The organism is Pradoshia sp. TA40_28 (assembly GCF_059694525.1).
Map to the genome: position 1 here is coordinate 181,128 of NZ_JCATZO010000002.1, position 13,413 is coordinate 194,540.

At 33.8% G+C, this 13,413-nt stretch carries 13 protein-coding genes; 6 read left to right on the forward strand and 7 right to left on the reverse strand.

All coding sequences use genetic code 11. From position 1 onward, the window contains the following. The first annotated feature begins 461 nt into the window (after nt 1-461). From AC58NB_RS02935 to AC58NB_RS02950, 4 genes are all read left to right on the forward strand, one after another. Complete coding sequence (locus tag AC58NB_RS02935) at nt 462-1,265, forward strand: 3D domain-containing protein (protein WP_497425323.1); 804 nt, start codon at nt 462-464, stop codon at nt 1,263-1,265. Between the two features lie 1,616 nt (nt 1,266-2,881). Further along, nucleotides 2,882-3,076, forward strand: coding sequence for a hypothetical protein (locus tag AC58NB_RS02940; RefSeq protein ID WP_497425324.1), 195 nt, complete (start codon nt 2,882-2,884; stop codon nt 3,074-3,076). Between the two features lie 86 nt (nt 3,077-3,162). Then, nucleotides 3,163-3,669, forward strand: a complete 507-nt coding sequence (locus tag AC58NB_RS02945) for a DUF2628 domain-containing protein (RefSeq protein WP_497425325.1) — start codon at nt 3,163-3,165, stop codon at nt 3,667-3,669. A 699-nt stretch (nt 3,670-4,368) separates the two neighbouring features. Next, nucleotides 4,369-4,671, forward strand: a complete 303-nt coding sequence (locus AC58NB_RS02950) for a hypothetical protein (RefSeq protein ID WP_497425326.1) — start codon at nt 4,369-4,371, stop codon at nt 4,669-4,671. A 73-nt stretch (nt 4,672-4,744) separates the two neighbouring features. Here AC58NB_RS02950 and AC58NB_RS02955 read toward each other — a convergent pair whose 3' ends face one another. Beyond that, the gene (locus AC58NB_RS02955; protein ID WP_497425327.1) at nt 4,745-5,269 is read right to left on the reverse strand and encodes a type 1 glutamine amidotransferase domain-containing protein; all 525 of its coding nucleotides are present in this window, start codon (nt 5,267-5,269) and stop codon (nt 4,745-4,747) included. 282 nt (nt 5,270-5,551) lie between these two features. Here AC58NB_RS02955 and AC58NB_RS02960 point away from each other — a divergent pair, with 282 nt between their 5' ends. After that, complete coding sequence (locus AC58NB_RS02960; RefSeq protein WP_497425328.1) at nt 5,552-6,049, forward strand: hypothetical protein; 498 nt, start codon at nt 5,552-5,554, stop codon at nt 6,047-6,049. A 198-nt stretch (nt 6,050-6,247) separates the two neighbouring features. After that, the gene (locus AC58NB_RS02965; RefSeq protein WP_497425329.1) at nt 6,248-6,604 is read left to right on the forward strand and encodes a helix-turn-helix domain-containing protein; all 357 of its coding nucleotides are present in this window, start codon (nt 6,248-6,250) and stop codon (nt 6,602-6,604) included. A 49-nt stretch (nt 6,605-6,653) separates the two neighbouring features. Here AC58NB_RS02965 and AC58NB_RS02970 read toward each other — a convergent pair whose 3' ends face one another. The 6 genes from AC58NB_RS02970 to ppc all read right to left on the reverse strand — a co-directional run bounded on the left by AC58NB_RS02970 (nt 6,654) and on the right by ppc (nt 13,276). Beyond that, the gene (locus tag AC58NB_RS02970) at nt 6,654-7,055 is read right to left on the reverse strand and encodes a MaoC/PaaZ C-terminal domain-containing protein (protein ID WP_497425330.1); all 402 of its coding nucleotides are present in this window, start codon (nt 7,053-7,055) and stop codon (nt 6,654-6,656) included. After that, the gene (locus tag AC58NB_RS02975) at nt 7,052-7,501 is read right to left on the reverse strand and encodes an FAS1-like dehydratase domain-containing protein (RefSeq protein WP_497425331.1); all 450 of its coding nucleotides are present in this window, start codon (nt 7,499-7,501) and stop codon (nt 7,052-7,054) included. Before AC58NB_RS02975 ends, AC58NB_RS02970 begins: the two co-directional genes overlap by 4 nt. A gap of 14 nt (nt 7,502-7,515) precedes the next feature. Beyond that, nucleotides 7,516-8,280 carry a 3-oxoacyl-ACP reductase FabG gene (gene fabG / locus AC58NB_RS02980; RefSeq protein ID WP_497425332.1) on the reverse strand — a complete coding sequence of 255 codons (765 nt, stop codon included), beginning with the start codon at nt 8,278-8,280 and terminating at the stop codon, nt 7,516-7,518. A 650-nt stretch (nt 8,281-8,930) separates the two neighbouring features. Continuing rightward, nucleotides 8,931-9,176 carry a DUF2187 family protein gene (locus AC58NB_RS02985; protein ID WP_497425333.1) on the reverse strand — a complete coding sequence of 82 codons (246 nt, stop codon included), beginning with the start codon at nt 9,174-9,176 and terminating at the stop codon, nt 8,931-8,933. Between the two features lie 372 nt (nt 9,177-9,548). Then, nucleotides 9,549-10,022 (reverse strand): competence protein ComK, encoded by a 474-nt coding sequence (locus AC58NB_RS02990; protein ID WP_497425334.1) that lies wholly within the window; start codon nt 10,020-10,022, stop codon nt 9,549-9,551. Between the two features lie 503 nt (nt 10,023-10,525). Further along, nucleotides 10,526-13,276, reverse strand: a complete 2,751-nt coding sequence (ppc, locus tag AC58NB_RS02995; protein WP_497425335.1) for a phosphoenolpyruvate carboxylase — start codon at nt 13,274-13,276, stop codon at nt 10,526-10,528. Nucleotides 13,277-13,413: the final 137 nt, after the last annotated feature.

The window sequence follows — 13,413 nt, forward strand, 5'->3', positions numbered from 1 at the left end:
ATTATACCTATGACATCTTTTCTATCAAAAAGAAAGTCCATTCTTTCTTTTTATCTTTGATCCTATACATACATTGTATGTTCATTATTCTTTTTTAACAATTACAACCAGTTTATTACCCATTTTTTCCACATTTAAGCACCTTATCTATAAAATCTATTCTTTTTTCAAAGAAACTTCACTTTCATTATTTCCCTTATTTTCAAATATATGGATTTTTATGTGACAATTATGACAAAATCTACTTTTTTAATTTAGTAGAAAAGTATATTCATACCATGGTTTGTTCCGTTTTTTTGTCATAAATTTTCAGAATTTTCTATTAATTAGACATGTTTTTGACATAATTACGATATATCAGTAATGAATTTATCATCTCCTCGTTATTACTTCTTTCTCGTAAACCTGATAAGATTGTCACTGTTAGCTCAAAACAAACAATTTTAGGAGGTCCAAACTACATGAAGAAAACTTTGTTATCATTCGTAGCGGTAGCTTCCATCACCGTTGCTATAGGCGGAGCCAAAACTTCTGCCCAAGAAATCACGGTTCAAAAAGGTGATACATTATGGGGAATCTCAAATAAATACGACACTACTGTTAATCATATTAAAGAACTTAATAAATTAAAATCAGATGTCATTATTGAGAATACTAGATTAACTGTGAAGAAGGAAGCACCTGTTACAAGAACATATACGGTTAAACAAGGTGACAGTCTCTGGAAGATAGCTGTTACGAATAAAATTTCTATTAATCAGTTGAAAAGTTGGAACAACATAACTTCTTCCGTTATCCAACCAGGTCAAGTTCTTAAATTGTCTGGCGAAGGACAACCTGCACGAAATAACAATAAAGTTGTTCAACAGAATACAAAAACAACAACTGAGTCAACTACAACTACTACGACAACTAAAACTAAAACTCAAACTGAAACAAACACGAATACTTCAGAGTCCTCTGGACAAGAAGCAGGAAAAACAATTTCAGTTTCAGCTACAGCTTATACAGCTGATTGTAATGGTTGTTCCGGCGTAACAGCAACTGGTGTCGATTTAAATGCGAATCCAAATGCTAAAGTAATCGCTGTTGATCCAAGTGTTATTCCATTAGGTTCAAAAGTTTATGTTGAAGGTTATGGATATGCTACTGCTTCTGATACAGGCGGTGCTATAAAAGGAAACAAAATCGATGTTTTCATCCCTTCTCAAGATGCTGCTCTTAATTGGGGACGTAAACAAGTTAACGTTCAAATCTTAAACTAACAACATTTTACTTAAACGACACCTTCGAGTTTACATCCAGTTCTCGAAGGTGTTTTTTATATATTAGTTTAGCAAACCACAATTCTCCTACATTATGAAAACCATCCAGTTAATCATTCTTATCCAATCATGTTGATACCCGATGATGTATACGAAAATTTTTAAAACCTTTACTTTAAATAGGATATAATCTCCTTATATTTGAACTGTTAGATTTTTGGGGATTTTTATATAGATGATATCTTTTTGATTGAACTAGTTTGTCATTTGATATAGTTTTTTATAAACAGCTGATTCTTTCTAATGACCTAAAATCTTTATAGTTGTAAAGCTCAGAAAATGTGACTATCTAATCATCTATCCTACTATTTTGAATATCTTTATTTTTCCTTTCCATAAATCATAGATAAGAGCTTTGAAGCCTGTATAATTAGGTCTACTGAATAGGCAAATAGATGCTTCTAGCGGATATTTTTTTAGGTAATTATACCTCCTCATCTGCTTCCAATTCTGTAAATTAACTGCTCTTCCTTATGAATATTCGTTAAAGGCGGTTTAATTTAACTGGTACGATAAAGCAGGTCCTAGTGAAATCTAATCAGTAAAATTCTTTTAAAAAAACACATGATGACTAATGGATTAGAAAAATTCAATTAAACGTAGGTCAAACTCACCCTCTACTCCTACTACATATCGGCTAAAATGCCTCGAAGAAAAACAGATAGACTATCGATATTCCTATAAAACTATATATTCATCCAGCTAGTTTTTTTGGTTTTAGTGAACCCAACATGGCTTTTACTATCTCTTCCTCAAGCCAATCAGTAACTATTGTTAGATAGTTTTAAACTATATTTTAGATCTCCAACGACAGCCAACTTAAGTCACATTTCTCATTTATTACACGAAGTACTTCTGTACTGATTACCATAAAAAAGACAAGTCTGAATTTAGACATGACCATACGTAATGGTTTTCTAAAATCACCAACTCTATGACCGCCAAATTCATTTATTTGTACTGACCCACAACTTTACTATTAAATAGTTTATATATTAATACATTACTAGCGACAGCCATAATAGATGTAGCGGCTTGCAAAAGCAGCACCGCTTCTTAAAGCCTATATTCCTTCTCTAAAGACTATTCTATAACTCCCACACTTGTATCCAATCTTGTCTATTTAGCAAGGCTTGTTTCGTTATTAATTCTATTAACCAGAAGCTTACCATCAATTGTTTCCTACTCTCGCTCTCTGCTCTGTTCATATTAAAGCTAAACTCACCTTTCTTTTTAAAGGATCTCAAAACCTGCTCTGATTGCTGCCATCATGCCGGATTCCATTATAACTAATTTTATTTTTGTATTTACTTTATTTTGCCAAGACCATTATTTGTATATTCATTAAATCCTGTCCTTACCCAGTTTCTATTTTTTTTACACACCGTTCTAAGGAAGTAATAAACATACATTCTATTACTTCTTGTTTAAACATATAGTGATGTGACTTCAATAAAGGTTAATAGGTACTAAGCAATATCATCCAATTCTTTGCCTTATCGACAGAAATTGGTTAAAATTTTCAATATACAAATCAAGTCGAGGGAGAGATCTAAGTGGCAATATGTACAGAATGTTTTAATGGAAAGATAATGGATGAAGAACATGAGCAATATGAACATTTAGACCGAGAATTGGTTCGTCTTATTGAAGTAAGCCATTTTTCCTATAGGGATGCCTTTAAGCGGGCAATTAGATTATATCCAGCTATAAAAAGCTGTCCTGATTGCAATGGTACTGGAGAAGTATAAGCACGATACGTTAGATTACTATTCTAGTAAATAATGAGTAGATAAAGAATCTCTTCTTATTCTTCTAATAAAAAACGAGGTAATTTATGGGTAATTCAAAGGATTTTCACCAAGACAATCATGGTCTAAAACTATATATCGGTAAGAATAATCAATCATTTATAACTAAAGATCATAGAATTAAACCATGGAATTTTTCCGGTTTAATCTTTGGGATGTTTTGGCTGGCCTATCGTAAGAGATATCTCCTTGTCAGTATTTTTATTGTTATCGATATTTTTGTGTCCATCCTATTTCGCAATCATTTGTTTTATTGGCTGGTATTTGCTATATTCATGCATCTGTTTATAGGCAGAAGCGGCAATCTTTTATACATAGCAGGTACGAAAAAACATATTAAACAAATACGACTAAAATTTTTATATTTGGATGAAAAGGAGTTTGAACACCTACTAATCAGAAAAGGTAGAACCAGTTGGAAGTTCATCATCCCATTACTCATCTATTTTGCACTTATTCATACCTATATTTTTATCGATGATCTAAACTTTATCTTTGAATACATTTTAAACAAAGAAAAGGTTATCAGATAAGCCTATGGATCCTTATCTGATATCCTCTATTTCTATCCTCTTTCATGTTGACAAAGGCTAGCATGAAGATTTAAATACCAATTGATTCACTCTTTCATTTCAAAATTTAGGGCATACTTACTACAATAAAAATTTCTTTCCCCAACTGTTACCTTCTTATTATGCTGTCTATAAGAAGAGTTTCATGAAACTGGATTAAAGAGAATCCATATTTTTTAATTAAGGAAGAACCTTGAAGAAGCCATAAGAAAAAAAATCACTGATATAAGGGCGTTTAATATAGCCATACTCTTATTTTTTACCAGCGCTTGATTTATACATGTAATTAAAAACATGGCTCCGATAGAGATATGTAAATATGGATATAACCAAACACTGTCTTTTATAACAATAAAATAGGCAAAAACGATCACAAACGAAGAACTGATAAATTTAATAACTTTCATATATTCTCCTTCTATACTTTTGCTAGCTATCATTAAAACCTTTATTAGAATAATACCATATTTCCTACATTTTCATGAATGCCTTTACAGAGCAATCCTACTGCAAAGTCAAATAACTTGATATAATAAACAAACCTGCCTATGGTGAAAATTTAGATAAAATTATATAATTAAATCTTATAGGGGACGTTAACAAAATGTTTCTTAAAAAGCTCATGCTAAGAGTAGAAGAATAAATTAGGAGGGAACTAGTTTGAAGGTCATTGTGTATAAAAAAGATATCGATCAATTCCTGGCTGATTTTAAATCTATCTCTTCTTATGATGAAGTTGGTAATAAATATTACTTTATCTTTGAAGATCATACTAGAGGTGGCCACTGGACCTTAATGTTTTATGATAATGAGAAAAGATGGACTGCTCATGGGAAAGGCGAATTTTATAGCGATATAGATGAGTTATCGTTTTCGGATGAACAACTGAAATTATTTATCTATAAAAATAGAAAATATATTAATAACGTGATTAGGCAGTTGAAGGTATCTGTACCGTCTTAATCGATCATTTGCTGATTCAAATCTTACATGTCAGTCAATTACATAAAATAAAGAAGCCGAAACGCCGGCTTCTTTATTTGTTCTCAAGCACCTTAATAAATTCACGCATGTAATCCGGTAAATCAGGTGGGCGACGACTTGAAATGATATGTCCATCAACGATGGCCGGTTCATCATACCAGGTGGCCCCTGCGTTTACCATATCATCTCGTATTCCTGGTGTGCTTGTTACCTTACGGCCCTTTAAGATATTGGCTGATATTAATACCCAGCCTGCATGGCAGATTTGTCCAATTGGTTTTTGCTGTTCATCCATCTTTTGAATAAACGCTAAGACCTCCGGAAATCGACGAAGTTTATCTGGAGCCCAACCACCAGGTACTAAAACAGCATCATAATCCTCCGCGCTAACTTCTTCAAAACTAAAATCACTTTCTGCGGGTACTCCATATTTTCCTTTATAGCTGACTCCTGCCTGTTCACCTGCTAGATGAACAACTGCACCTTCTTCACGCAGCCGATGAATAGGGTACCACAATTCGAGGTCCTCAAATTCATGATGTACAAAACTAAGTATCTTCTTATTTTTTAATCTCATTATGTCACTCCTTCTCTTCTTCTCATTTACTTATTCCCTATTCTATTAAAACTATTCTTTAAACTAAAACTCTTTTACTCGAATCTTTTTATTATATATCTTTTCCGACGCATTCTAAAATAATTGCCTAACTAAATTCACAATTCATCATTTTCTCTATACTTACTACCCATTTATTTATAAAATTATATTAAAATATTAATGAAGGGTGATAGTATGCGGAAAGTAAATAAAAAGAAAATAAGGTATGTCTTTATTTTACTATGTATGTTTTACTTAGGGATGTTTTATCAATATATATCCATTGATTCCAAAGTTACTGGAGAGCTTGAACAGTTAACTAATGAAATTAAATTGGCCAAAGAGGATAATAAACAGTTGGAAAGAGAAATTGTAAATTTACATAAAGAAATTGCCCAATATGAAGAAGATAAAGAATCTTCGGTATCGGCGGAAAAATCAAGTACTTCTGATACAATGGAGACCACTGATAATGATCCAACCCAGCTATCGTCTAATGAAGAAAATAAAAAACAACAAGATGCTTCCTCTACCAAAAGCTCTCATGATCAGGCTATTAATCTTGTAAAAAGCTATATTGGTTATTCCAATGAAGCAAACGTTCACTTCGATGTTATTGGTACTGTATCAGGTAGCGAGGATTTATCTTTACAGGTATATGAAGTAGTCGTTGATGAGGGAGAAAGCCAGCATTCTGCAACCTGGGGATGGTATGGAGTTAATGTAAAAACAGGTAAGGTATATGAAATAAATCAATAAATTCTTGTGTTAATATTCATAACTAAAAGTCACTATAAAATAAAGGGATTATGGCTGATTTTTTATTAAAATTATAAGCAAGTACATTTAATATAAAATGTGTTATAAAGAGTTATTTTACACCTTATCGCTCGCTCGTTTGTAACTTTTGTCCTATAATATATATATACAATACGTTTCGTAAAGGTGGGAGCAACCATGAAATCTTCTTTTGGAAGCAGGTTAAAAGAGTTGCGTAAAGAGAAGCGTTTATCACAGGAAGAACTAGGAGCTATTATAGGGGTAGCACAATCAACTTTGGGATCATATGAACGTGAAACACGTGAACCAAGCATTGACGGAATATTGGAACTTGCCCATTATTTTGATGTTTCTGTCGATTATTTATTGGGTAATTCTGATGAACGAAAAATAGCTGAATTAACACATTTAAATGGATCCTATGACTTGCATCAATTTATGCATGAAAATGAGATCATCTTATACGGTAGAACCTTAACTGAGGATGAAAAACAACGTCTACTCGATATCTCATTAGGACTCTTCTATCGTTAGTCTTATTTCAAATACAGGCAGCTGAATAAGCTGCCTGTATTTAAATAGTTTAATATAAAGAATACACAACTTTTCCCATTAGTACCTCCTGATTATGTTGATTACTAGCGTTCACGTCAAAACATAGTTCATTCTCTATCTTAGCATCTAACTTTGCCGTTAACCTTATTAAATCTCCTAAGAATACCATGCCATGAAAACGAATCGTAAAGTTTTTTAAATACCCTTCTTCATAAAAGGGTGTAAATAGTTTGGATAAATTCCCCATGGTCCACATTCCATGCGCTATAATACCAGGAAACCCAAGTTTTTTTGCCTGCTCCTCATCCAGATGAATAGGGTTATGATCACCAGAAGCATTTGCATAAGCAAGCAGCATTTCCTCTGATACTGCTTCCAATCTTACTTCATTCAATTCATCACCAACCTGGAAATCAAGCAAACAGGTCATCCCTTCAACTCCTTTTTTACAGCTTCGTTCATAATGATGATCATTGTAGACGAAAATATCGTGTTACCTTTAATGTCCTCACCATTATTTTCTATACACAAGATACCCAGTTGACCCTTACTACCTATTTTTTCCTTGTAGTTTTTTACTTTTGCATAACAATAAACTTCCTCATCAATTAATAAAGGTCGCTCATAATGATAGGTTTGTTCCCCATGAATTAATCCTCTCGACGGTAGTTCCAACCCTTCTACTTTTCCATAATCGAAAACTCTTGGAAATGTCGGTGGTGCTATATTCTCTCCATACCTGGATTTCTTACCTGTTTCACGATCTACATAAATAGGGTGATTATCGCCAATTGCATTAGCAAACTGTATAACATGTTCTCGGTCAATACGATTTAAAACTCGATTAGAGGTTTTTCCAATCGCTTGTGTGAACATAACTTTCATCTCACTTAATTTTTTGGCCCTCCAGCTACATATAAAACCTGACCGTTTATAAACGAGGACTTTTCTTCTGCAAAAAATGCTACAGCATTAGCTATATCTTCAGGCTTTCCACTTCGGCCCACAGGTATCATAGAGACGTTCGCTTCAATTAATTGTTCAAATGAGATTCCAATCCTTGCTGCTGTTTCCCTTGTCATATCCGTTTCTATGAACCCAGGGGCAACTGAATTAGCTGTAATTCCATAGCGGCCCAGCTCAATAGCCAAAGTTTTAGTGAAACCCTGCAAACCAGCCTTTGCCGCTGCGTAATTAGCTTGCCCTCGATTTCCAAGAGCCGAAGTAGATGAGATATTGATGATACGTCCATACTTTTTTTGAACCATATACTTTTGTACAGCTCTTGTCATATTAAAGGAGCCTTTTAGGTGGACATCCATCACCATTTGCCAGTCTAAGTCTGTCATCTTAAAAATCAGGTTATCTCTAATGACTCCTGCATTATTGACTAAAATATCAATTGTACCGTAATGGTTAAACACCTCATTGACTGCCCGTTCCACCTCTCCTGGTGAAGTTACATCTGTAATGCAAGTCAAAACATCATATTCCTTTTGTTTAAATTCATCCTTAGTTGTTTGCAAGACCTCTTTATTCACATCTAAGATCGCTACCTTTGCTCCCTCAGAAGCAAAGTTTTTGGCTATCTCTTTCCCAATCCCCCTGCTTCCTCCAGTAATAATAGCCACTCTATTTTCTAATCTTCCAGTCATCTTAACTCCTCCACCCTTTGATATTTCCAATAATTCGCACAACCATAAGAAACGTGACTGTTATCTTCTCCTTCATCAAATATATATGGATCGTTTATGCGAGCTATCTTACCGCTTTAATCTCTACTAGAATCTACTTTCTGTATGAAAGGATTGAATCTCTGTAAAAACAAGTTTATGTTTTTACATTTCAGCAGACTGTTTTGGTATTTATTTTCCTGTATTTCTTAATTTGAATGCGTTTTCATTTTTTGGTGGATAAGATTCTCCTCTTAGAAGGACGAAAAGATGGTAGTTTCACAATTCTATAACTACATTCTAATTACTTTCTTACAGACTCTTTAAATATGTTCTTTACATACCCTTTAAATTCCTACCTGAAAGAATAATATTTCTAAAAACCATATACAATCATTGGCTACAATCTTGTGTTTTAACATATGATGGCAAGCCATTTGGGGTTGAGAAAGTCTATAGATAAGAATCGGTCTATCTCTCTTGAATAAGCCAAAAATAAAGAAGGAATTCAGAAATCAGCCCCCTTTCGAGCCTTTCTGAATTCCTTTTGTCTACAATTTGAAGCTGAGTGCTTATCGGTTTATTCATAAGTAATTTTCTAAAGTAATATAGAAAAATATGTCTTAATTGGATTAATTGGATGCTAAAGTATTGGGGGACGATTGAACTACTTCATAATTTTCATGACGGACAACTGTTCTAGGTGTTTCGTAACAAAATTGTTCTGCCACTTCTTCGTCAATATCTACAATACATGATAATTCTCGCACAATTGACACTTTACCTAAAATAGAAAGGCCGCGTCGTTCGAATTTAACGATATCTCCTACTTTTCCCTTTTCCTCTATAGTAACTTCATTTGGTAGTATAGTATTCATTTCTTTTCCTCCTTAAGAGACTTATAGATGTAATAGTAAATTAGTATGTATTTCGATAATTCGGTGTAATTTGTGACCATTTACATAGAATTTAACACAAATAGTATTAAGAATCAATTGAGTTTTCAAAAAAAAGTGACAAATGAATTATATTATTCTTTTAGAACTCAATATTTAGCAATCCAACAATTCCTATCTTAATAAACATTTAGTTCTTGAAACATGGATGAAAATAATAAAAAATGAGTTCGGCGCTTCACCGAACTCATTTTTCAGATTTATAATGGATATCTCTTGCACTAAATTCAGATGAGTGTAATCGTTAAACCACTTATTCAAAATGGTCCATTAATTCTTGTTAGACATAATTGCTTATTGATTATTCAAACTGAATTTTTCTATTTTATCTTTTAATTTTAATGCGTTATTATAACGTTTCATTAATAAAGTTGCTCTGCAATTGATAATAATAGTTGGTTGATTGGAAAGATAGACTTGACATTGGTTATGATCAAGAGGATCACACCCCTTGTAATGGTCAAGTGCGATCCAGGCACATTCATGGTCACGATAGGAATGGGTTGGAAACATATATATGCTATGCTGGCCACTAATCTGCAAGGGTAAAGTATAACTACCGCCTAAATAGGATTTAGAGCTTTTTTTTGCTCCCTGATAATCAGCACCATAGCCAATAATACTGTCTTTTAGAATATTCAATGGTGATTTCTCCACTATATAACACGTGTTTTGATAGTATATTTTAGTATACAAATATCCACCACTAAAAAATGGGTATAGCATTTTTGTATCCATCCCTATAAATGGTCTGTTTTTCACTATCATGTAATCCACCCTTTTTAAATATATTTGCTTTCTATTCAATAATGGGTATACTACTAATATGTTGGTATACCCAGCAGCAGACTAATGGGCCCGGTCCCCCCAGACTGTCGGCCCATTATCTGATATCCTGGTAATCTCCTTTCCGGGATAGGGATGGGATATTTCCTATCCTTAAATAATTATATGATAACGAACATCCATCTCCAAATCTTTCCTTTATCAATTTCCTTAACTTTCTCACACCTAAATTTTCCGTTTATTTACATCTTTTTGGATTTATATTATAATAATATATTTCGAAACGACAATTATATGAAAACGCTTATTTTTATTGCATTTATATCAAGTTTCACTTGGTTAAATTGTTGAATTCAACTAAATTCAGCCTGTAAAATTAAATTTTACATTATTCACAATAAATTCAAACAATTATTTTTGTACAGCCCAATATCGATAAAAGAGGAGGATGACATAATAAACTGCCACCCTCCTTTTTTTATCTATCAACCTGTATTACGTAAGCCGGCTGAAATCCCATTTATCGTATGCAATACCTGAATAATCAACTGACTATCTGGTTCCTTCAATGTTCTCAGCTCTTTTATTAAATGGACTTGAATAAAGTTCAACGGATCAACATAAGGATTTCTTAAACGAACAGAATCTTTAATATTGGGGGTTTGTTCCAATAATTCTTCGTCACCGGTTATCTCCAATAAAATGTCTTTGGTTTTGTTATATTCTTCGACGATGTTCTCAAATATTCTTTCCCCTATTAATGGATTATCTACCAAATCAGCATATTCTTTCGCTGTTTTAAGGTCTGCTTTCATAAGTGCCATTTGCAAATTATCGACTGTAGACCTAAAAAACGGCCAATCCTGATACATATCTCTCAACAGCTCTATATTGCCCTCTTCTTTAGTTGAAAATGCAAGAAGGGCTGTTCCAGATGCATACCACGCAGGAAATAGCTGCCTGCTTTGCGTCCAAGCAAATACCCAGGGAATAGCCCGTAAATTTTCAAATTTATCACTATTTTTTCGAGCCATTGGTCTCGATCCGATATTTAGCTTCCCAATTTCGGTTAATGGGGTGGCTTGATTAAAATACGTTAAAAACCCTTCATCCCTAAATACCAAAGATTGATATTTATCATACGAAATATCTGAGATTTCTTCCATGGCGTTAACCCATCTTTCATCTCGTAAATGACCCTGCTCTGACAATTTTGACACATCTGCAGCTGTCTCGAGTAGAGTAGAGGTTGCTTGCTCCAATGAGCGGTAAGCAATGTCCTCAATTAAATAACGCGACGATAATACTTCACCTTGCTCTGTTATTTTTACTCCATCGCCAAGTGTTTCAAGTGGTTGAGAGAGAAGACTTCTGCTTAAAGGCCCTCCGCCGCGACCAAGAGAACCACCACGTCCGTGAAAGAATTTTGTGGAAATATTATATTCTTTTGCAAGCTCATGAAGTTCAATTTGCGCTTTATACAGTTTCCAATTGGCTGTCAGAGTTCCGCCGTCCTTACTACCATCTGAATAGCCTAGCATAATTTCTTGCTGATTATTTAGTTTTCTGAGATGTTCTCGATAAACCGGTAAATCAAATAAAGATTTTAAAATATCAGGACCATTTGATAAATCTTCAATTGTTTCAAGTAATGGAGCTACATTTAAATCACTTTCAACTGTACCATCTACATGAAGTTTATATAATCCAGCTTCTTTAGCCAACAGTAAAACTTCCAGTAAATCACTCGGCGATCGTGTCATACTGACTATATAGACGCGGATGGATGCTTTTCCAAATTCCATATGAGCTTGTTTAATTAATCTAAATACTTTAATGATTTCCTGTGTTTCCTTTGTATACTCCTCATTCTCAAGCAACAAAGGTCTAGGATCCATCAGCAGCTTCTCTAGTAGCCTTACTTTTTCTGACTCAAGCAAATCTGTATAACAGTCCGTTATCTTTATTTTCTTTAGAATCTCGTTAATAGCCCCAGCATGTTCATCACTATGATTTCGAATATCTAATGTTCCAAGATGGAATCCAAACAGCTGTACCTGCCTGATTAACTTTGATAAAAGTTTAAACTGGTGTCCTTCCGGATGATGTGTATCTATACTTCTCTTAATCATCAGTAAATCCTCCAGCAATTCTTCTGATGATTGGTATCCTCGCGGATCATTGGCCACCATGCGTACACGCTCTATCATAATGGCCAATACCCGGCGGTAGGCTTCATTTTTAACCTGCCATTTTTGATCATCTGTAATATATTCTGATTCTCCAAGTTCTATTGTTTCCATTATTTCATCACTGACTTTAATTCGGGCCGTTGAATGAGATAACTGTTTCATTAAATCTATTAGAGCTTTTTCATATTTTCTTAGAACCAGTGCTCTATGTCGGGTAAGCGTTTCCCACGTAACGGCAGGCGTCACGAATGGATTCCCATCTCGATCTCCTCCAATCCATGAACCGAATCGTAGAAAATTAGGTACTTCCCAAGTTTCATTGTTATAATGTTCAGTCAATTTATCTTCAACTTCTTGATGTATGTCTGGTAAAACATCAAAGAAAATTTTATCAAAATAATACAAACCATTTCTAACCTCATCAATAACTGTTGGTTTTCTGTCCCTTAATTCATCAGAATGCCACAAGATGGTGATTTCATTATAAAGGTCTTCTTCAATTTCCTTATATTCATTATTTGTTAACGTTGGATTATTTAGTTTTTTCAGAAGAATTAATAGTCTCTTTTGAATCTCCAAAATGGATCGTTTAGCCGCTTCAGTTGGATGGGCTGTGATGATTAATTCAAGAGAAATGCGCCCCAAGACATCCTGAATAATTTCTCCACTAATATTATTTTCTTTCATTGATTGGATAGCTTTTTCTATCGAACCGGGCTGTTCATCAGTCGTGTTTAATTGATAATCCCGTTTTCTTCGAATCCGATGATTTTGTTCGGCAGCATTAATTAAATGGAAATAAACAGAAAATGCCTTGATTACTTGCATCCTCATCTCTGGATTAAGCAGTTCTATTTCCTTTTTTAATGTATAGTATGTCTCATCTTCCACATGTAAACGAAGAGATTTACACATTGTACGAATCTTTTCAACCGTATCAAAAAGCTCTTGACCGCCTTGATAAATAAGAATCTCCCCAAGTATATTGCCCAGCATTTTTACTTCCTTGCGTAATGGCTGGTTCGTATCCTGTTTTGTGACCATTTAAATCCCTCCCACTCTCTTCCTAGTAAATACTTAAAATATTTTGAGTATTTCTATTAATTATATATAACTATCTAAATAAATGACATAATTTCACTCAATTTTATTCAAATCTAGGAAAAGGTGGATAAAGTGAT

Coding starts and splice junctions, on each gene's coding strand:
- AC58NB_RS02960 (WP_497425328.1), top strand. CDS start 5,552: ATGTTTTATCAATATATATCCATTGATTCCAAAGTTACTGGAGAGCTT.
- AC58NB_RS02970 (WP_497425330.1), bottom strand. CDS start 7,055: ATGACCTGTTTGCTTGATTTCCAGGTTGGTGATGAATTGAATGAAGTA.
- AC58NB_RS02965 (WP_497425329.1), top strand. CDS start 6,248: ATGAAATCTTCTTTTGGAAGCAGGTTAAAAGAGTTGCGTAAAGAGAAG.
- AC58NB_RS02975 (WP_497425331.1), bottom strand. CDS start 7,501: ATGTTCACACAAGCGATTGGAAAAACCTCTAATCGAGTTTTAAATCGT.
- AC58NB_RS02985 (WP_497425333.1), bottom strand. CDS start 9,176: ATGAATACTATACTACCAAATGAAGTTACTATAGAGGAAAAGGGAAAA.
- AC58NB_RS02955 (WP_497425327.1), bottom strand. CDS start 5,269: ATGAGATTAAAAAATAAGAAGATACTTAGTTTTGTACATCATGAATTT.
- AC58NB_RS02935 (WP_497425323.1), top strand. CDS start 462: ATGAAGAAAACTTTGTTATCATTCGTAGCGGTAGCTTCCATCACCGTT.
- AC58NB_RS02945 (WP_497425325.1), top strand. CDS start 3,163: ATGGGTAATTCAAAGGATTTTCACCAAGACAATCATGGTCTAAAACTA.
- AC58NB_RS02990 (WP_497425334.1), bottom strand. CDS start 10,022: ATGATAGTGAAAAACAGACCATTTATAGGGATGGATACAAAAATGCTA.
- fabG (WP_497425332.1), bottom strand. CDS start 8,280: ATGACTGGAAGATTAGAAAATAGAGTGGCTATTATTACTGGAGGAAGC.
- ppc (WP_497425335.1), bottom strand. CDS start 13,276: ATGGTCACAAAACAGGATACGAACCAGCCATTACGCAAGGAAGTAAAA.